16 protein-coding genes and 1 pseudogene are annotated in these 20,496 nt (G+C 53.9%); 9 read left to right on the top strand and 8 right to left on the bottom strand.

Annotated elements, in window-relative coordinates; translation table 11 throughout:
• Positions 1-95: 95 nt before the first annotated feature.
• A complete protein-coding gene (locus tag XX99_RS20530) occupies positions 96-980 on the bottom strand; it encodes a hypothetical protein (protein ID WP_050061287.1) in 885 nt (294 codons plus the stop codon).
• Positions 981-1,227: 247 nt separating this feature from the next.
• On the opposite strand from XX99_RS20530, the gene XX99_RS20535 reads away from it, so the two are divergent.
• The 3 genes and pseudogenes from XX99_RS20535 to XX99_RS20545 form a co-directional block, all read left to right on the top strand.
• Entirely contained in the window at positions 1,228-1,674 is a 447-nt protein-coding gene (locus XX99_RS20535; RefSeq protein WP_050061288.1) for a class I SAM-dependent methyltransferase, read from the top strand.
• 103 nt (positions 1,675-1,777) lie between these two features.
• A complete protein-coding gene (locus XX99_RS20540) occupies positions 1,778-2,584 on the top strand; it encodes a hypothetical protein (protein WP_050061289.1) in 807 nt (268 codons plus the stop codon).
• 482 nt (positions 2,585-3,066) lie between these two features.
• Positions 3,067-4,341: pseudogene (locus tag XX99_RS20545) on the top strand (ISNCY family transposase); the annotation flags it as partial.
• Between the two features lie 544 nt (positions 4,342-4,885).
• On the opposite strand, the gene XX99_RS20550 reads toward XX99_RS20545, so the two are convergent.
• Both XX99_RS20550 and XX99_RS20555 read right to left on the bottom strand, forming a co-directional pair.
• Complete coding sequence (locus XX99_RS20550) at positions 4,886-5,146, bottom strand: hypothetical protein (protein ID WP_050061290.1); 261 nt, start codon at positions 5,144-5,146, stop codon at positions 4,886-4,888.
• Between the two features lie 100 nt (positions 5,147-5,246).
• Positions 5,247-5,840: a hypothetical protein gene (locus XX99_RS20555; protein ID WP_050061291.1), complete on the bottom strand. Its 594-nt coding sequence runs from the start codon at positions 5,838-5,840 to the stop codon at positions 5,247-5,249.
• 238 nt (positions 5,841-6,078) lie between these two features.
• Here XX99_RS20555 and XX99_RS20560 point away from each other — a divergent pair, with 238 nt between their 5' ends.
• From XX99_RS20560 to XX99_RS20570, 4 genes are all read left to right on the top strand, one after another.
• Entirely contained in the window at positions 6,079-6,267 is a 189-nt protein-coding gene (locus XX99_RS20560; protein ID WP_050061292.1) for a hypothetical protein, read from the top strand.
• 172 nt (positions 6,268-6,439) lie between these two features.
• Positions 6,440-6,706: an HTH domain-containing protein gene (locus XX99_RS26865; protein WP_184085239.1), complete on the top strand. Its 267-nt coding sequence runs from the start codon at positions 6,440-6,442 to the stop codon at positions 6,704-6,706.
• A 43-nt stretch (positions 6,707-6,749) separates the two neighbouring features.
• Entirely contained in the window at positions 6,750-7,763 is a 1,014-nt protein-coding gene (locus XX99_RS20565) for an AAA family ATPase (protein ID WP_050061293.1), read from the top strand.
• A 3-nt stretch (positions 7,764-7,766) separates the two neighbouring features.
• Positions 7,767-10,460, top strand: coding sequence for a S8 family peptidase (locus tag XX99_RS20570; RefSeq protein ID WP_184085236.1), 2,694 nt, complete (start codon positions 7,767-7,769; stop codon positions 10,458-10,460).
• A 100-nt stretch (positions 10,461-10,560) separates the two neighbouring features.
• On the opposite strand, the gene XX99_RS20575 is transcribed toward XX99_RS20570, so the two are convergent.
• The 4 genes from XX99_RS20575 to XX99_RS20590 form a co-directional block, all read right to left on the bottom strand.
• On the bottom strand, positions 10,561-11,760 hold the full coding sequence (locus XX99_RS20575; RefSeq protein ID WP_050061294.1) for a GIY-YIG nuclease family protein: 1,200 nt from the start codon (positions 11,758-11,760) through the stop codon (positions 10,561-10,563).
• The gene (locus XX99_RS20580; protein ID WP_197081916.1) at positions 11,753-13,726 is read right to left on the bottom strand and encodes a DEAD/DEAH box helicase; all 1,974 of its coding nucleotides are present in this window, start codon (positions 13,724-13,726) and stop codon (positions 11,753-11,755) included. Before XX99_RS20580 ends, XX99_RS20575 begins: the two co-directional genes overlap by 8 nt.
• Positions 13,727-13,815: 89 nt before the next feature.
• Complete coding sequence (locus tag XX99_RS20585) at positions 13,816-14,673, bottom strand: hypothetical protein (protein WP_050061296.1); 858 nt, start codon at positions 14,671-14,673, stop codon at positions 13,816-13,818.
• Positions 14,670-17,450 (bottom strand): class I SAM-dependent DNA methyltransferase, encoded by a 2,781-nt coding sequence (locus XX99_RS20590; RefSeq protein ID WP_050061410.1) that lies wholly within the window; start codon positions 17,448-17,450, stop codon positions 14,670-14,672. The genes XX99_RS20585 and XX99_RS20590 overlap by 4 nt, the downstream gene beginning before the upstream one ends.
• A 507-nt stretch (positions 17,451-17,957) precedes the next feature.
• On the opposite strand from XX99_RS20590, the gene XX99_RS20595 reads away from it, so the two are divergent.
• Together XX99_RS20595 and XX99_RS20600 are read left to right on the top strand one after the other, a co-directional pair.
• On the top strand, positions 17,958-18,950 hold the full coding sequence (locus tag XX99_RS20595; protein WP_050061297.1) for an ArdC family protein: 993 nt from the start codon (positions 17,958-17,960) through the stop codon (positions 18,948-18,950).
• A gap of 132 nt (positions 18,951-19,082) precedes the next feature.
• Positions 19,083-20,000, top strand: coding sequence for a hypothetical protein (locus XX99_RS20600; RefSeq protein WP_050061298.1), 918 nt, complete (start codon positions 19,083-19,085; stop codon positions 19,998-20,000).
• Between the two features lie 132 nt (positions 20,001-20,132).
• On the opposite strand, the gene XX99_RS20605 is transcribed toward XX99_RS20600, so the two are convergent.
• Positions 20,133-20,492 carry an SOS response-associated peptidase family protein gene (locus XX99_RS20605; protein ID WP_050061299.1) on the bottom strand — a complete coding sequence of 120 codons (360 nt, stop codon included), beginning with the start codon at positions 20,490-20,492 and terminating at the stop codon, positions 20,133-20,135.
• Positions 20,493-20,496 lie beyond the last annotated feature (4 nt).

Genomic DNA, 20,496 nt, shown 5'->3' on the forward strand with positions numbered 1-20,496 from the left:
ACCCCGAGTAGATGCGGTGGAGAGGCGCAACATCGATAACAATAAACAGACTAATAAATTGCTAACGCACTAAGCGTGGCGTGCGCGTTGGACAATTACATGCCGTCTTCCCTCGTCTTCGAAGGCTTAAAATCAAATTGATCATATAGAACGGAGTCAAGTCTAAAAGGGACGTCTGTATACCAGAGGTTTCCATATAACTGTGTTCTTTGAAACAAAAGATGATCATAGCGCAGCTTCACGGCATGTAGGGTGTTCCATGACGGGGCGAACATAACCAGGCTGTTGTTTTTTCTAATCTCGGCTTTGGTTTCACACCACTCCCACGGCACCCAGTCCGTGTCATACTGTTCGTTATATTTCCAGAACTCATAAATAAAACGTTTTTCGTCCTTGAACTTCAACAAATGCGTGTGCATGGGTATGTCTTCAGAACGCCGATCTGTATTGATATTGACCAGATAGGTAAGGCACTTGGATCTCATATCCGGGTGAGGGCTTATTTCATAGCCGGAGAGATATTTGTGAATGGCTGTATCAATCCTGTTGGGGCGGCTGATGCGGAATTTTCTCTCAAGGGCGCTCTTGAAGTGCGGAGAATTAAGATACTCCACCAATCGCGAAATCACGCTATCGTCGAAGCGCATCAACCTATAGGCCAGCCCGAAACCCTCGAGTCGTCTCTTATCCACGGGGTATTCGTTCTTTTCATAACAACTGAGATATTCCTCGATGGATGTCGTGCATCCGGGAAACGGCTTAATCTCCCACCCACAGCCCGATAACACGTCGATAAGCTCCTTCGTCGTTTTCTGTGCCGGGATATTGATTTGCTTCTGGTTGACGACGAGATCGAAATGTTTGTCCGACAGGAAGTCTTCAATGTACAAGTGGGTAAAAGGAGATTCTCTAAAAGAGGCTGCCTCTATTTTATCGCCAAGATATTCAAACTCTTTGTGGAGGGGCATCGCATACACCATGTAGAGGGTCTCTCTCTCTATATATATATGCCATGATAGAACTTCTCAAGCACACAGCAAGTTGTGTGCTTATCCTCCGCTCTGGCGCCAGAATTCGTATAGACTAAGGCCCCGCGGGCGATAGTATGAGCGGAATTTTATTTAAGCTGAAACAACTCTTCCGCTCGTGTGGGGTTTGTGGTTGCATCGCGAGTTACTCCGTCGTAAGAGGTTATGGTGTTTGAGCCACACAAATGAACGAGGGTTTATGAGCTACAAAAGCCTTGTGAAAAACATCAACGTGGACACCCCCCATCTCGGCGGAAACGTCAAAGTCGGTGATCCATATACTTACTGTCCATCCGTTTGGGATTACGTGATTTCAAGATTTGGCATCGATTCCGTGTTGGATCTTGGTAGCGGCTGCGGCAATGCCAGCCATTATTTTTGCCGGAAGGGTCTAAAAGTTGTTGCGGTCGAGGGTTTGTCAGACAACATAAGATTGTCCCTCTATCCGGCAATAATGCACGATCTTGTAAATGGACCTGTCCATACCCGTGTTGATCTGGTGCACTGCCAGGAAGTCGTAGAGCATATAGAAGAGAAATACATTGATAGCCTGCTGGCCTCCCTTTTAACGGGCAAGTTTGTTCTGATGACGCACGCTGTTCCGGGACAGAACGCATATGGAGCGTGTTGGCTGCACGCTTCTTGAGGAGGACACGGCAAGGATTCGAAAGCTCGCTGAACGCGACAACGCGGTATACATGGCTGCGACCGGAATGATATTTGTCAATAATTCGCGTATCTGAGCGTAAATGAAAAGTGTACTTGCCTTTATCATCCCCGTTCGCCATCAGGACAACGCGCGTGATTGGCGTCGCGTCAAAGAAATATTGACGCAGACAGTGCGCTCCGTCGCGGCCCAGGAAGGTGAAGGCTGGAAAGCCGTGATCGTCGCCAATCATGGGGCTGATCTTCCACCCTTGCCGCGGGGAGTCGAAGTTAAGTGGGTTGATTTTGCACCGAACGCCCTACATGAAAAAGATAACTTAGAGAAAGTGAGGAAAGGGAAGTTTTGGAGGGCTTTTCGGCTCAGTAAGGGAAGGCGTGTTCTCGCTGGGATGTTACATGCTGGTGATGTCGGACATTTCATGATTGTAGACGATGATGATTTTGTTAGCCGGAAATTGACTTCGTTCGTTGCGCACAATTCGAACAGCAACGGTTGGGTTATACGCGATGGCTATGTATGGAGCGAAGGCAGCCGTTTCCTCTTTTCTCATCCCGACTTCTCGGCGCTTTGCGGCTCATCGCATATCGTCCGAGCTGATCTTTATAAGCTTCCCCCCTCGCTTGATGAGGCCTCGGAGTTTTTTATTACTCGCGTACTTGCGAGTCACCGATTCACTCGCAGATATTTCGACAGAAAAGGTACTCCCCTGGCGCCATTGCCTTTTCCGGGCGCGATCTACAGAGTTGGAAACACCCAATCACACAGCCGAGTGCCCGCGATTGCTGAACCGTTAGGCGGTTCTTTGGGGCAACCTGTTGACTATATTGGCCGGGCAATCCAGCCTCACGCTCTGACAGAGGACTTAAGGGCGGAGTTCTTTGGCGAGTGAAGTCATACGTGTCGCTTTCGAAAGTGTTACAGAAAGACGTGGAAAGTCGCATCGGAAGACGTAGCAGCGCAATTCCTTGATGTCGATCCGGACGGCGATCCCATTGTCCGTAGCTGATAGCGAAGGTCGCGGTGCATTCCGTCTTGTCCTTGCGCCGGGGTTCGTATAGGAGGCGGCCCGACATCAATTCGAACTAAGCCACCTGGGTGTGGCGTGCTGGGTATTCAGCGGCAACGAATGCCCTCGCACCAGGTCGATTGGCAAGAGCTAGAGGTGGCTCCGGCACGCCAACGCGAGTCAGCGATTTAACATAACATGTCTATCACGACTCGTGACATTAGCACAGAATTACAAGGACAAATACGAGATTACTTGTCATAAGATAAATTATGCGACTGAAATCTATGAATCCAAGATAGAAATGTCCCCATTCTCCAATTTAGAAGTGTCCTCTTTGAACCAAAATCAAAGGGGCAACGGATATGGGATTTATTACTATGAGCGCGGACGAACTGACGAGGCTGCGAGTCATTCAGGATTTGATCGCAACAAATATAACCCTCAGGCACGCGGCAGAGCTCCTCGGGCTAACGGCGCGTCAAGTTAGAAGGTTGCGGTGGAGATTTGTCGAGCTTGGGCCCGCGGGCCTCGTCTCCCTTCACCGAGGGAAGCCGAGCAACAGAAAGATGCCCATTGATTTCAAACAACAAGTAGTCGCCCTACTCAGAGCTAATTATTCGGATTTTGGTCCTACTTTTGCTTCTCAAAAGCTAAGCGAACGGCACAGGATTTCTCTCAGCGCTGAGACCGTGAGGTCCTGGATGAAGGAAGAAGGGCTTTGGGTTGATCGAAAAGCGCGTCGCAAGCCCGTTCATCAGCCAAGGAGTCGCCGTGAGTGCTATGGCGAACTCGTTCAAATCGACGGCTCGGAACACTGGTGGTTTGAGGATCGTGGTCCGCAATGCACGCTTCTGGTTTATATCGACGATGCCACCAGCAGGTTGATGCAACTGAAGTTCGTGCAATCTGAATCTGCTTTTTCTTATTTCGCCGCTACGGCTGAGTATTTAGAGCGCCATGGCAAACCCATTGCTTTCTATAGCGACAAGCACAGCGTATTCCGGCTGACGAGAAAAGGAGCACTCAGCGGTAACGGAATGACCCAGTTTGGCCGGGTGCTACACGACCTGAACATCGATATTATCTGCGCCAATACACCTCAAGCCAAAGGCCGGGTTGAACGAGCCAACAGGACACTTCAGGATCGCTTGGTCAAAGAGTTAAGGCTTCGACAACTTTCAACGATGGATGAGGCAAACCAATTTTTGCCCGAGTTTATGGAGGACTATAACAAGCGCTTCGCCAAGGATGCAGCCAACCCAAAGGATCTGCATCGTCCGATAAGATCTGAAGAGAACATTCGCGAAGCCTTCGCCTGGCGCGAGGAACGAACTGTCTCAGGCAGTCTCACCTTGCAATATGACAAAGTCGTCTTCTTGCTGGAACCCAATGATTTCACCCGTGAGTTGGCTCGCAAGCGCGTAACCGTCAGCGATTATCCGGATGGTCGCTTGGTCATTACTTACAATGGCCGTCCCCTCTCTTACAGCAAGTTCGACACACTTCGGCAAGTGACGCAGGGTGCGGTTGTCGATAATAAACGACTGGGTGCGGCGCTCGCGGTGATCAAACAAGGTCAGGAGAGAAACGGAGCGCATCGTAGCCAGCATGGGCCGCGACGACTCGATCAGAACGATAGCATCTTCAGTCGCCCTTCAGAGTCGATCTCTGCCCTTCGCAAGAAGCGCCGTGCTCAAAAGAACGCCATCAAGAAGGCTACTCAAAACGTTGCGTTCTTATCGATCGAACGCGACACAACACCCAGCAAGCGTGTTGTGGACCGTTCTTCGCGCCTTCCGGTTGGTTTCGATCCATCCAACCCAATTGCGTCGCCGGACCTGTTGTGGGAGCGCGAGCTGCTCTTAATGGAACGGCGCAACCTTAACGCCGACCGCAAACGTATGCTGTTAAACCGCCGTCGCTACAATAGCCAAAAGAATCTCAAGGCTATGGATGTCCAGGAACACCAGGACAAGCAGGCGGCGTAGCATTGAGAGGGCTAAAGGTCGGCCTATCCCAACCAATGGCCGGACAGGCCTTCGCTCAATGGGTTGCTTCGGCCTGCCGGCCATTATTCTTTACAGTGGTCCTGATACGGGACATTTCTATTTTGGGGAGAAGAGGACATTTTTAATGCTAGACAACAACATCTCTAATTGGTTTTGCCAACGTCTGTAGCAGCTATTTGCGTGCCAACAGCGTCACGGCTTGAGTGCAAGCTGAAAGGAAAGCGCACCCCGCAGCCACGGCATTTAGGCGTGAAATTTCTGCTAACGCCGCATAGAAAGGTGCTTCGCCGATTACGGTAGAACCATCTTTCATGACGGTCACAAGTGTTCCGTAGCCCGACTGAAGCAGTGGCACGTTCACTATCGCCGACCAACCCCAAAAGAACGCTGCGGCCAGTGCGAATACGACACTAAGAATGGACCAGGTTTTCATGTTTCCTTCCCCCCACGTTCTCCGTCCTTTATCGCGGCGCTAATTAACTGTCTAGCTCCAAAGCCTTCATCATACGTTTGCTTTCCTTAGCCGCCTGCCCTTAACTCAGCATTTCCCGATCAATCCAGCCTCTCAGGTCTGGCCACCATGTCTCCTCTACATCTACATCTGGAGCCAATTGCATACCGTGATGTTCCTTGAGCTGGCGATCTCTAGGTGTTTCTGTGACCGGTCCCCAGTATGGAGCAACAGATACAGCGCTGGGCACCCGAGGGTTCTCCGATGTTGAATCGACATTGCCGTCAATAACTTCATTCCCGATACGCACCCATGCATGTTCCCATCGAAAAATCTCTTTGCCCTGCGTGTCATAGTAGATTGCCGTTCCTAACACAGCCCGCGATGGAAATTCCAGGTGTACTTGGGCCTTGTTGAGCAACGCGGCGAACTGAAGGCACATATCCCCCCGCCCTGTGCAGTTTTCGTCGACTAAGGCGGCGACCGCATCCAGGAGCTTCCCTCTGACTGAGGATGTCAACAAAGATGACCGATCTATCAGCACCGCAGAAGGCAGTCGCCTTTCGCCTGCGAGCTTCTGACGCCGTACTTCTTCGACCAAAATGCGGAACGGCGGCGGGAACATATCGAAGGTGTCTTCGACCGAGGCATTGAGAGCAACAGAAATTTCTCGCATAACGTCTTCAGTCTAAGCGGTATAGAGTGTCCCGAAAAGGGTCCCTCTTCCCGTGACCAAAGCACGGACGGGACGAAGGCACTTTAGCCGCCGCCGCTTGCTGTCAATGACGCTGTTTTGGTTCCCCCGTTGAAGAGGCGGTCCCCCCAAAAAGCTATGACAGCCGCGCTCAGTTGCGGCGGCAGACGTGCCCTCTCTCGCCCCCGCCGTGGGGGTCACTCAAACGAAAGATGCAATCATGAACACCCTACATGCCCACGACCCTGAAACGTGGCTGGAAATTATCTGGAACGCTCTTCAGTCACACCGGGAGACCTCTATTCCCGAGGGCCTCGACGCGGCCTATGACGAAGAATGGGGAGATATTTGCACCGCTATGGCATGGGTGCGCGAAGCGCTTGGACTACCTGATGAAGTAACGAGATGAATCAATTTTCCCCGAAAAGGGTGTCTTTGGCAGACAAGTCGTTAAAAATGGGCGCTCACGCAATTGATGTCGCCTTTTCCACGGGCAGTCGCCGATGCTAACTGGCGCAGGTCAATTGACATGTCTATCATCAGACGATAGACAAGGCGGAAGGGCTTGGGAGAACTTCAAGATGCCGTATCAGCGGTCACTCGACATTGAGCGACGTTTGCAATCTGTGCTGCGTTTGATCAGCTCCGGCCAGTTTTCTTCCCCGATGATTGCCGATGAGATCGGCGTCTCAATTCCAACTGTTTCCCGCGACGTCACAGCATTGCGGGAGCGTGGTTACGAAATCCGGTCCGAACGTTTGCGAGATGGATGGCGCTACGTGTTGGCACCAGAACCATCGAAGGTACTGCCCGTGACGCACGCGGCCCCAACGGAAGCGAGACAGTGATCATGTACCCAGAAGATAATCAGGTGTTGGGAGGAGGGACGACATGAACGCGAACATTCTAAAGCGAGTAGTTCGTGCGATTGCCGATGGTTCGCAAAACGACCTTGATCGTCTCGCAACCAAGATCGTCCAAGCGGAGAGACAGACAGGCCACAATAAACTGGCGGATCAGCTCGAAGCTATTCTTAAGCAAACGAAGTCGCGCGGAATTGGAAACGGACACGCCACCCCAATTGACGCCGACCGCAACTTGAAGGAACTCCCGCTCAGTCGGAGACAGGGGGAGTCCCTTGCCTCACTTTTACCAGCAGAAACTTTAGAGCACCACATGGTGCTTCCTCCAGGAGCAGAGGAACGTTTCTCTCGCATTGAGTGTGAGTTTGCCGCTCGGGATCGCTTGGGAACCTATGGGTTGCGCCCCAGAAGAACGATTTTGCTCTACGGACCTCCGGGATGCGGCAAATCGCTTGGAGCCAAGCGGCTCGCGTGGAAGACCGGCCTTCCACTCATGAAGGTTCGTTTCGACGCCCTCATTTCGTCGTACTTTGGAGAGTCGGCCTCAAATCTCCGATCTATCTTTGTCGCCGCGAAAGAACGCCCCTGCGTCCTCTTGCTCGATGAGTGCGATTTTATCGCTCGCTCGCGAAACAACGGTCGGGATATTGGCGAAGCATCTCGTATCGTCAATTCGTTATTGCAGTTGATGGAGGACTACGACGCGCCAGGTCTGCTTGTGGCGACGACAAACGTGGAATCGTCCCTTGATCCTGCAATCTTCCGGCGCTTTGACGACGTTTTCCTTGTACCCCTCCCCGGGCCCGATGAAATTCGTAAGTTACTCCAGATGACGCTATCCGCCGTGCGAGTCATCGAGTTAATCAATTGGGATCGGATCGTCGATCAATTATCCGGCGTTTCAGCGGCGATGGTTGTGAAGGCGGCTCAAGATGCGGCCAAAGCTGCAGTACTAAGCGGGAAAAAAGGCATCACTGAAGCAGACCTGCACTTAGCGGTGGCAGAACTCCGGAGAAGCGATGCCCCAGAGCGCGAGGCATAACGGATGCCCGGCACGCATAATTTCGAGCACCTTCCATTACTCCTTCGTTTCCGTGGACGAGCACGTCTCCAAGGTTTTGGTAAGCCGTCGCCGCAAACGAGAGCAAACAATGCAGCCAGAGCCGCGCACAGCAATGCTTTGTTGGCTTCTGCGCAGTCTTGGAGTGCTGGCTGGCAACAACGCAAAGCGCTCAGGGAAGAACAAGAACTCCCGATTATCCCTGGTGGCGTACCTATCTTGCTTCAGGTTGACCCAAGCCTCGAATTGGACGTTTTGCGCGAAAAATTTTCATTTGAGATCGTAGCTGAACAGGAAGAAGGATACGTAATTGTCGCGTCGGAGGACATTGAGGTCGCACCGTTTCTAGCAATGGTGAGAGCCTTCGCCGTGCAGGTTCGCGGATCGGCGAAAATTGCTGAGGTTCATCGTCTGCTAGACGATCCGCAACAGACAGATCGCCTCAGTCGCATCCTTTCTGAAAGACTGCTCACGGAATGGCCCCAAATTGCCGATGACCAGCTCTACATTGTCGATATCGGGATTGCATGCACAGGCGTTTCTCAGATTCCCAAGCTTCCGAAAAAAGGCAAGCGCGACACAGATGCAACTTGGGCGCGTAAAGAGCTAGTGTGGTCCCAAGCCAGAACCGATGCTTATAACGCATGGGACAGCATCAAGGAGTTGCGCGAAACTGAGATCGAGGAATTTGCGCGCTCCTATGGGGCTGAGATTTTGCACCTGATAGATGGTGCTCCGTTCGATTCTGCCGTGCTGCCGGATAGCTTTACAGTTCGCTTCAGAATCGTCGGCAGGGGCCTCAGAGACTTCATCCTCAATTACGCTTACATCTTCGAAGTGGTTGAGCCGGAGGACATCGCTTTGCCGCAAAGAGCGGCAGAGGCAGTTCCGCTTCCGGGAAACCTTGCAACACCTACTGCCCCTGAGGCCGATGCCCCGGCTGTCTGCGTGATAGATAGCGGCATACAGGAAGGACACGTTCTTATTCAGCCCGCTATCGAACAGACATCCTCGCGCTGCTTCCTGCCGGGCAAGAACGTTGACGACGTAGGGGACTTCGTAGCTCCTGGGGGCCACGGCACACGGGTCGCAGGCGCAATTCTGTACGGCGAAGTCGTAGCGAAAGAAGGTACCCCGCAACTGCCCTTTTGGATTCAGAATGCTCGCGTGTTGGACGAAAACAACATGATGCCTGTCGAGCTATTTCCCCCAAAAGCCGTCCGCGCCGCCGTGGAGCGGTTTCATCTGGGACCGCGCCACACGCGCATTTTCAATCACTCGATCAATGCGAACAGCTATTGCCGCACCAGATATATGTCTGCATGGGCTGCGGAAATTGACTGGCTATGTTTTACCCACGATGTTCTGTTCGTCCAGAGCGCGGGGAACCTTACATCATCAGGGCCTATGCCTCAGCCGGGAGTAGCTGATCATTTGGCCGCAGGGCGAGATTATCCGGCCTATCTCCTTGAACCATCATCCCGCGTCGCCAACCCTGCTCAAAGCCTCCAGGCAATTACGGTGGGTTCAGTCGCTTATGGCTCTTTGCAAGACGGAGCTTGGCGTACTTTTGCTTCGGAACGTGGGCATCCGTCAGCTTTCTCACGATCAGGGTTTGGTATCTGGGGTGTCATCAAGCCAGAGGTCGTCGAATATGCGGGCGATGATTTGCGCACCGCTAACGTCCCAGCAGACGTACAAGGCGGCGGCCTGATCCCGGCAGGTTGTCCCGAGTTGGTTCGTTCAACTATGTTTCCACCGGGACCGCCATTTGATCGTGACGATGTCGGTACGTCATTCGCTGCTCCCAAGGTTGCCCGCATTGCTGCCATGCTCCAGCATGTCCTACCCGAGGAACCAGCACTGCTCTACCGTGCCCTGATCGTTCAGTCTGCACGCTGGCCTGCTTGGGCCGATGCGCTTCTGGTGGAGCTTCGCCACCCTGATTGTCGCCGTAACCCACAGCGACGGCAACAATTGCTTCAACAAGTGTCAGAGATCATCCGCTGGATTGGATACGGCGTCCCTGATGAAACTGGCGCAACCGTTAACACCGATTTTCGGACAACATTCATCACCAGTGGTGAAAAGACGGTTCGAGCCAGGGAGTGCCACATTTATCAAGTTCCTATCCCGCCTGAGTTGCGCGGCCAAGCCGACGAATTTGATATCAGGATTGAGGTGACCCTGTCCTACGTGGCACAACCGCGCCGCACCCGTCGCAATCTACGTCGATACCTCTCAACCTGGGTGGATTGGAAAAGCAGTAATCTGGGCGAGGGCCTGAATGATTTTCGTGTGCGGGCGCTACGAGAGGACGACAATGAGGATGAACCCCTTCCCGGCTCCGCGCTTCCGTGGACGCTGAATGAGAAGTCCGATTGGGGCTTGATCCGCGACACAAAAAGGAATTGTGGGACGGTCCAGAAGGATTGGGCGGTCGTCAAATCGAACTCGTTACCTGACCAATTCTGTATCGCAGTGGTAGGCCACCCCGGTTGGAGTCACGATCCAGATTCAGCAGCTCGCTACGCATTGGCGGTGAGCTTCGAGATCATGGGACAGGAAATCGCGATCTATGATCCTTTGAGAACGGCTGTAATTGAACTACAAACGCAGGTCGAGGTCGAGGTCGAAGCGGAGGTTGAAGACGAGGTCGAGGTTCAAATTGATGATTGAGCAGCTATGCTCGATAGACTTATGCGTCGCCGAAGCAAGTTACTGTAATCAGTTCGAGCCCTGCGTGAGAGCAACTATGAAATGGCACCTCTCATACTGATCAGGATGCCGTCTTCACGAGCCGTGCGGCTTTTGGGTCATAAACGTATTGGATGATTGTCCCGTCCTTAATTCGCTCGACCGCTTCGTTCACCACGAAAAGAGGAACAAGGAACCACTCTCGCGGTTTCACGGGATTGCCGAAGCGATCCTTGATTTCAATATCCAACTGCGCAGGATCGAATACGCGATGAATCAGGTTTTCGAGCTTGATTCGGCTGATGTTGTAAAGTTCATAGGTGGCGATCACTTCCACGTCGGCCATTAGGAATGTCGGGTCCAGGTATGCGTTCGTGATTCGTGTCTCGACCTTACCCCCTGTCACGCCGATCTTATGCAGAAGATTGCGATTAGCTACGACGACCGGATGTTCGGATTTGCTCCGCAGGACGTAGATCGTGCCACTCGCCAGATCGTCGTCAGCCCGTTGGTCCGCAAACAATGGCCCGGTTGCAGGGTTGGTGATGAGCCGTCCAGCCTCATCACGGTAGAGAGATCGCTGGAAAGAGCGGATCAACAGATTGCTCTCGGTTCCATTGTCGTAGATGACACGCAACCGGCTATCACGACGGTCATATTGCGTCGTGAAATCCTCACCAACATCGGCCACATAAGCAATCTGCCCGCCGACGATGAAATATTCGCCTTTTTGTATTTCGGTGAGCTTGATCTCTTCCATGTTGTGCACTGGAAGCGTCTTGCGAACGCCGGACTTTAGTTCTCTCTGAACCTGCTCGAATAGCGGTTTGAAGGTCTCAAATTCTTCGCAGACTGCGCGATTGGCGATCTCTTCGGCGGCGCGCTTATCGGCGCTCTTGCGGACGTGGCGCAGTTCGGTGATGCTGTCCGGTCCCGCAGCTTCCTTCAGTTCAGCCAGCAACTCGTCGTTATCGACAGTCGTCGGCGCATCGGCAACGGAAATCTCTACGCCGGAGAGCAATCCCTGATGGTCGAGCGGAGCAAGCAAAGAACGGCACTCTGCAAGGGCGCGGAGGCGGTCGAGGCGCACCGCATATAGGCGCTCGAAAATGTCACGGTCCTCTCCATGCTGCGGAGCGCGACCGTGTTTTTCAACAAATCGCTGTATCTCCTCGAACCCGGCGATGACGCGCTCCTCGCGCGGCGGGCGTCCGCCTTTCTTCTCCGGTTCCGCGAAGTCTTCCAGCTCCGAACGGAGTTCATCAAGATCAATTTCACGCATAGCGCCCCTCATCCTTGTACCGGACGAAGGCGGCGGCACCTTCGGCCATCCGTCTTTCCCATGCATCTTGCGCATCGAGCGACGGAAGGCGTCCCCGCTCCTTTTTGAACTTCACGGCGCGAACCGCAAGCTCCCTCGCCTCTTCAGGCGTCAGAGTTGTTCGCTTTGCGGCTATCGCCGCCGCCACCTGTTTCAGGCTATCTTCGCTCATCGTCTTTGCGAGGATCGCATAGGCTTCACCGAACGGGTTGATACTGTCGATTAAGTCGATATCGAGTTCGCGCACATCCATTGCAAATCGGCGCACACCGTCGATCAGTGCGGTATTGATAGAAGGCTCGGCATTGGCTTCGCCACCACCGCTAAGCCCGAACTGCTTGGCCTGTTGAGTAAGGTTGAGCGCGGCTATGGCGTGCTGGCGCACAGCCTCCTGATCACCCTCATCAAGTTCGGGATACTTGTCCTTAACAATTTTGCCCATGCGGACCTGCGTCAGTTCCTCTGGAACCAGCTCCTCATCGAACAGGCCGCGCTCGATTGCCGTTTTATCCTGGACGAAGGCGGCAATCACCTCGTTCAAGTCTTCCTGACAGATGCGCGTTGCTTCCTTGCTTTTTGGTTCGGCGAGCCCCTTAATCTCGATCTGGAATTGTCCGGTCTGCTCATTGAAGCCGACATTGCACTTGTTCGGGTCATAGCCACCTTCGCCGTAGTCGAAGCCAGGCGCAGGGCCGTTCTCCTGATGCTTTGGCTTGAACTCGAAACGCGGCGCAAGCACCTGCTCCATGAGCAGGCTCGCCGCGATTGCCTTCAAGGTATCGTTCACCGCCTCGGTAACGGCTTCCTCGGAAGCGTCAGGTTCGGCAATCAGGTTTGTAAAACGTGCGCGGATCTTGCCCGGTGCGTCGCGGGTTGCGCGTCCGATAATCTGGACGATTTCGGTCAGGCTCGACCGGTAGCCCACCGTCAGCGCATGATCGCACCAAATCCAGTCGAAGCCTTCCTTCGCCATGCCGAGAGCGATGATGATGTCCACATAGTCTCTGTTGTGCTTTTGCGCGGGATCTTTGAGCGCGATAGAGACGCGGTCACGTTTGGAGGGATCGTCATCGACGAGATCAGCGACGCGCAGAACCCGGCCATCAGGCGTCTTGACGAGCTGGAATCCAGTTGCCGGGTCAACTCCTTGCCACTCGCCCAATGCACCAATGACGTGATCCACCTCCCTGATCTTGTCTTTCGTGCTTTCGCGTGAATTGACGTTCGGAATGTGGACGATTGTTTTCTCCGCCGGATCGAGGACGTGCAGGATGTCGTCCACATAAGAACCGGAATAGAAGAAGTAGCCGATGTCGAGCTGCTTCAGATACTCATAGCCATTGAGTTGCTCATAGTAGGTATAAGTGATGGTGTCGAACTTTGCCTCGTCTTGCGGGGCCAGCACTGCTTCGGCATCTCCCCGGAAGTAAGAGCCGGTCATCGCAACGACGTGAACGCGGTCCCGCGCTATCAGCTGCCCGAGTTGCAGGCCGAGCTTATTGTCTTGGCTGACCGAGACGTGGTGAAACTCGTCCACTGCGATCAATCGGTCGTCGAACTTCTCTAACCCATACGCATCGACTGCAAAGCGGAATGTCGCATGAGTACAGACCAGCACCTTGTCCGTGCTTTCAAGAAAGGCACCAACGGCCTTGACCTTGCCTCCGTTGTCCCCGCCGGGTGCGTTGCACAGGTTCCATTTCGGCTCCACGCGCCAATCGGCCCAAAAGCCGAACTTGGCCAAAGGCTCATCGTGAAAGCTCGCACCGATAGCCTTTTCGGGCACGACGATGATCGCCTGCTTAAGCCCCTGATGCTGGAGCTTGTCGAGCGCGATGAACATGAGCGCGCGGCTTTTGCCAGAGGCGGGAGGCGACTTGATAAGCAGGAACTGTTCACCGCGCTTCTCATAAGCGCGCTCCTGCATCGGTCTCATTCCGAGGGCGTTCGCTTTGGTCGAGCTACCGTTGCGCGCGTATGTGACGGAAATAGACGGGACTGATCTCAACTCAACTGTCATGCAGTCACCTCTTTTATTCGTTGGCGATAGCGGCGCAAAAACAAGCGAGCCGTAACAAGGGTAATTTGAATGCGAAAAGTCGCATCTTCTTCCTCGGACAACCCGGGGTGTCCCCCATGTGGGTGCATCCGGCTCATTAACCCCTGAGCGAATTGGGGCTTCTGATTGCTTTCATTCCACTCGTTGTATTCCGTCAACAGGAAGGGAGGTTGAAGGCGTCCGAGGAAATCACGCTTCGCCTTGCTGTCCTGCTGACTGTCGCAACCGAGATGGACGGCGACTTCGTTCAAATAGCTCTCGTAGAAATTGCGAAGCTCTCCATTCGCCGAAGACCATTCGCCACGCTGGAAAGAGGATACCGCTCGTTCCAAGTGTCCTCTGGCAACAGTGAAGCCACTCTGGATAAGCAAGGCGGTCACCTCGCTTTCTGCTTCGCGGAAATTTAGTCCGGGTATGTCGGCAGGCAACATCCGCGTGAGCGTGACGATAGTGCGCGGGGACTGCCAGGGTGTGTTTGAAGGCGGTGGAACTTCCATTTCAACCAGCTCGAAACCGTCAAACCGAAGCCCGGCGACAAACTTCTTCCAAGCGCCACTGTCGCCGACGCCGGGGGGAGCCTTAATCGCCGTCTCCACAAAGGCTCGCCCTAAATTCATAAGGCCGTTTTCGGTCATTACTTGGGGGGCATGCGGCATGGTGGCGCGTTGTGCCCAACTGGCAACGCGCGCGGCCTTGCTCGTCGAATTACCAGCAAAGCCCCACTGAACTTCTAAAACCGACATATCACCGTGGGACTTGAATTCGGCAATAACCTCCACAGCGGCGACCAGGGTCATGTTGTTGAATTCCGTCATGCGGGTGCTCCCATCTTTACTTTTTTGGTTGCTCCCGCCGATGCTGTCATTTTCGTGTAGAGGTCAAATAGCTTTTCCAGCCGCTCGGTGTCGTTCTTGAAACGGCGGCCAATATAGATACGCTCTAATACCTCATCGTTACGCTCATGCGCATGATGCAGATCGTAGGGCATCTTTTCGGGATCGTAGAGATCGGCGATGGTTGCAGGGAAATGTTCCTCGCGCGCCAGCAGGATATCCTCGGCGCAGCGCGTGAGGTCGGCTTTGTTTTTGTCGGTCAGCGTGGGGACGGGAAACGTGTTCCAGCCGAGAGTACTTGAGTAGCGGTAATCAGTCTTGATCCTGCCACATACGGCGGCAATCCAGACAAGATGCATTCGCGAGGCTATTAGCGCGAAATTCCAAATTGGGGCATCGAAGAATCCGAAAGCAGCGTTAGAGAGAATTGCACCAGGCGGGAGCAGCCCAATTGGCAGGTACTCGCGAGACTCCGACGAGGCACTCGGAACTACCAGAACAGCTTCTCTTCCAGTCTGCCGTACTTGTTGGAAAGCCCATGGCGTTTTGGTGCCCTCATTGGTCAGCTTCTTAGTACTCTTTGCTCGCATCTCTTTGACCAACGACACGCGTACCGCAATCTTTTCAATCCTCAAAGCGCGCTCTTTGTTCTCGGCGTCAATCCACAAGCAATACCTAAGAGCCCCGTCAATCGCCTCACTAGCTCCAACATATTGATATATAAATTCGTTTGCCGATGAATCAGATCGGCGAAGTTTCTGAGCCTCATCCAATCCGAAAAGTAAGTTTCCACCGTCGGCTGGTTTACTTCCGTTAACCATTTCAGCCACGTCGGAGATGGCGGTTGAACGTGGCTCAATAACCAAATTCTTGAAAGGCACCAGATATGGGCTGATATTCTCAACTTCGCGTCGAAGCGGAGCTGCTCCAGCTGCGTTCTCAAATAGAACAGCTTTTCGCCCCGCTTTTATCCCTAGGCCGATAATTACGACGGTGACTCCGGCATTGTGCGACGCAAGGTTCGCCCACTTAAAAGAGGTGTGAGCAAACAAAATCTCCTGTCCGCGATCAAAAATTAAGGGCCAAAGCCTTGCAACCTGCTCACCTTGAGCTATCGAATTGGTGCTAACGAAGGCACAAGACGCAGGCGCATGTTGCGCGTATTGGGAAAACCTAAAGAACCACCCGCTTACGTAATCAAGTGACTTGAATGCATTGGAGTGTGGGGAGAACACGGTCTCGATGTCACTCTTCTGTTCATCATTCTGCTTAGTTCCGCCCTTATACGGGGGATTACCGCAGATATATGTCTCTCCGCCTTCGTTCTCAAAGTCGATCTGTGCTTGATCCAACGGCGTGCTAAATAGGTCATCTGCCTGCAACTTCACGCCAACTCCCGTCGGAGGGCAGATACTAAGCCAGTCGAGCCGAAGCGCGTTGCCGCATGTGATCCAGTTGTCTGCCCGAAGCGGTAGGAATTCAGTCAGGGCCAATTTTTGTCCGCGATATAGAACGTCGCCCTGGTACTCAGCGATAACAAGCGCAAGACGTGCAATCTCGGCCGGAAAGTCACGCAGCTCAATGCCCCGGAAGTTGGTAAGTGGAATTTCGCTGCGAAGGTCCGGCTCACCTCGTCGCCGGTTGATCTGGGCCTCGATGGCGCGCATCTCTTTGTACGCAATAACAAGAAAGTTGCCGGAGCCGCAAGCAGGATCAAATACCCGGATTTTCGCCATGCGCTTGCGTAAGTTGAGCAATGCTCGAGAATTCTCTCCTGCTTCTGCGAGCTGGGCACGTAGATCATCGAGGAAGAGCGGATTAAGCACTTTCAGAATATTCGGCACGCTGGTGTAGTGCATACCAAGCGCACCTCGTTCCTCATCTTCCGCAACGGCTTGGATCATCGAACCGAAAATATCTGGGTTGATCTTCGTCCAGTCGAGGTTGCCGATATGCAACAAATAGGACCGCGCAATCTTGGTAAATCGGGGCGCGTCCATATTGCCAGAGAACAGCCCACCGTTCACGTAAGGGAACGTGTTAGCCCACCGGGGCAATCCGGCGCTGTCACGATCTGCTACTCGCGTATTCATGGCGCGGAACAGAGCGCCGACCACTTCATGCGTGTTGGAAGAATCTTTCGCGCTCATCTGCGCGATGGTGTCAGTGAACAAGCCCTTTCCAATAAAGATGTCGGTGTCTTCAGCGAAGAAGCAGAAGATGAGCCGAGCCATGAAGTGATTCATGTCGTGGCGTCGTTCCGCCGTCCCCCACTCGGGATTGTCCTTCAGCAACTCGACATAGAGCCGGTTGAGGCGGCTGGTCGCCCGGATGTCGAATGAGTTTTCGGCGATCTGCCGAACGGTCGTGATGCCAGCGAGCGGCAGGAAGAACCCGAATTTATCGGGAAAGTCTCTATAGGCACAGGCGACGGTTTCCCCACTCCCCAGCTCCTCTGCCTCAAAATCCGTGCCGTCAGTCGCCAGGATGAACTTTGCTTTCGCCTTGGCAGTCGATGGACTGTCCTTAAGTGCCGTGAGTGTCTTCGTGACCTGCCCGTTGCCGCATGTGGCGATATGAATATTGTTGGTCTGGAGAACTCCGCCGAGGTCAGACTTGTTCGAGGCTCCGGCGCGGAGCCGCTTAATCGTGGTTTCCTTGTTCCCGAACGCTTCGAGGAAGGCATACGGAAAATTTGCCGAGTCGAACGCCTGATCCGCCAGCTGCGAAATTGCTTCTTCTATCTCAACTGCGTTCAACGGTTCGCTCCTCCAGCCACAACAACCTGCCTCATCCAGCCCCACCGTCGCGATAATCGCTTTCACGAGCAAACTTGCGGTCCGGAAGTTCGTCGGTCTTCGTTTCCCGTTTCCTTATTATCAGGCCAAGGCCCCCGTGTCAGTCTCTAGACCTTGCCAGAGGCCCGCACTCAAAGTGGCCGGACCGTTCGGCCCGCGCAAGCGTTTTCAATTTAGATCAGAAACGGTTACTGGCCCCTGCCCGTGGAGTTCTGGTCCGTGTGCGCTCTGTCGTCTCAAGCCTCTTTCCCCGTGACCCCGAGATACGGCGGGCGATTGGCACTCTAGCCACCGCCGCTTGCCGTCAATGACGGATTTTGGCTCCCCTCCCCCGCCCGGCAAAGAACGCCTGTTCGGGCGGGGCAGTAACCCCAAATTCCTATGACTGCTGCGCTCATTTGCGGCGGCATCCCCGTGCCTTCTTTCGCCCCCGCCGTTGGGGGTCACTTGAAGCGAAAGAGGCTCAAAATGACGACAGCAACAGCGCACAGAAAACCCGAAACGCACCGCGCGAGCGAGACCCCTGCCCGCGATCCGATGCAGGAATTCGCGAACCGCATCATCGCCGAACTTGAGAACGGCGTGAAGCCCTGGGTTCGCCCCTGGGACCCGGACAAGGCCGGTGGGCCGCAGGCTCCCTTCAATCCCATTACCGGCAAACGGTATCACGGCATCAATGTGCTCATCCTTGGCATGGACCTTCGTGCCTTCCAGAGCGGCGATCCCCGCTGGATGACCTACCAGCAGGCAGTAGGAAGAAAGTGGCAGGTTCGCAAAGGGGAGCGGTCAACGACCATCTTCTTCACCAAGCCCTACGAGGTCGAAGACGAAGATTCAGACGACGGTAGGAAGATGATTAGGGTTCTGAAACACTACGCCGTGTTTCATGCATCGCAGATCGATGGTATCCCTGCCTATGAGGCACCGTCCGTCGAAGCCGCACCATGGACGTGCCCTGAAGCCGCCGACATCATCCTGAAAAACAGCGGCGCTGTCGTAAGGACTGGCGGAGATCGAGCCTTCTATTCGCCCGCAACCGATCACATCCAGTTGCCACCGGAACACGCGTTTCGCGGACCCGAAGAATTTGCTGCAACATCATTGCATGAACTCGCCCACTGGACCGGGCATCCTTCCCGCCTCAACCGCGATCTTCGAAATCGCTTTGGATCATCCGCCTATGCGATGGAAGAACTTCGTGCCGAGCTGGCATCAGCTTTTGTCGCCAATGAAATCGGTATCCCGACCGACATCCCGCAACACGCCAGCTACATCGCGACCTGGATCAAAGCGCTCAAGGACGACAAGCGTGAGATCTTCCGTGCAGCAGCCGACGCGCAGCGGATCGCTTCCATGGAACTTGGCTTCCATCCCGACTACGCGGCGCAAGTGGAGAGCGGACTGGCAAACACCGCCTCGGTCGAATCAGGCTCAGATCGAGCCATTCCCACTCCGGGCTGATCCCGGAGTCCTTGGTTGGCCCTTGAGGTCGGTCTGTTGTTCAATCTAAGCCCCACGTCGATACGGAGAAATCTTCGGATGCTTTGCAGCCATGCATAATGCACTATCGTTGTTTGATATCAGAGGTCTTCAATGAGACGCATTGAACTGAAAATCACCTTCATCGACGATGACGGGACAACGCGCGAAGAGAGCCAAAGCGCGGAAACGTCTTACACACCGGATAGCGCCGGGGAACATAGACTCGCTCATAATCTTGCCACGGAGATGAAGGTTATAGTCGGCGAACAAGCCGAACCGAAACACAACGGCACGGCCCGTGGATGGCTGGAATTTCCCGGCGTTACGTCGAACATCGCGCAGTATTTCGATGTTCGAAATTCGCAAGCCATTTGGTTTGAACTGACGAAGCTGATTATGGGTGCCGAAGGCGATCTCGTCCTTGCCCAAACCTACAAAGCTCTCGAACCATCCCAGGAGCCACCCTTCGAAGACGACTTAGCCATAAACGATCTGTACTATATCCACGACCGCAAAATGACCCTGTTGAATCAGTCGATTCAAGACCTCATAAAAGTGCAGGACCTCGTCAATCGCCTTCTTCACGAAAGCCTCGGTGGGGATCTTGTCGATACCAGTAAGCCGACCTGGGAGAAGTCTCAACTCACGCGTGAAAATGTCGCAAAGAGACTGGAAACGAGGCGCGCCAACGGCGCAATTTCGCAGGCAGACTTCGATGCCATAACCCAGGCCCTAGCGATTCCAAGCAGCAAACCCGGAGCGGATATAGCCATTGCCTACAGGAACCGTCTGATGCACCACATGCGGCCTTCGGTGGACTATTCCATGTTCTTTTCCTCGCTGGAGTCGCGCACCGGAGAGGAAGTTAAAGACGCGCAAGGCAAAGTCGTTCGAAGAGTGCATACTCTTCGAACCCGGCCACCTGTTGAATATCGGTTTAGTGAATTGGTCAAATCGTGTGCCGAATACCTCGACGCAGTTGTAGCGATGCTGGAACGGCTCAGCCAAATCGAATTGCTGCGCCGGTGACGATTAAGTCCCGAAGCTCCGTCGAGCCTCTCTGAAGAATTTGCGAGCCACCCCGCTACGGGCGGGGGGAAGGCACTTTAGCCGCCGCCGCTTGCTGTCAATGACGGATTTTGGCTCCCCCCTTCCCTACGGTCACGGTCCCCCAAAAATCCTATGACATTCATAGAACGCATTGACCGGGACAAGGCAGCGACGTTTCTTGACGGGTTCGCGCCACGTTTTGGAAGTCGTGATCGTTTCCGCACGAGCGTTGATTGTAGAAAGCCCTTTTACGGAGTCGAGATCTTTGGTGAAGAACGGAACCAGACCCCACCGCGCGAGGACCAGTTCGCGGTCGCCCGTCTCCCGGCTTTGCCTGATGATGAGCTGATTGGTTGTGGGCGATACGTTGTAATCGGAATCCGGCATGGGCATCTCGGCAAGATTGCCTTCGCAGTGAAACCACTCAGCGATCTTCTGCTTATCGCTTCTTCTGACGTATCTCCCGCACATCGTT

The organism is Silvibacterium bohemicum (assembly GCF_001006305.1).
GTDB classification, from domain to species: Bacteria; Acidobacteriota; Terriglobia; order Terriglobales; family Acidobacteriaceae; genus Silvibacterium; species Silvibacterium bohemicum.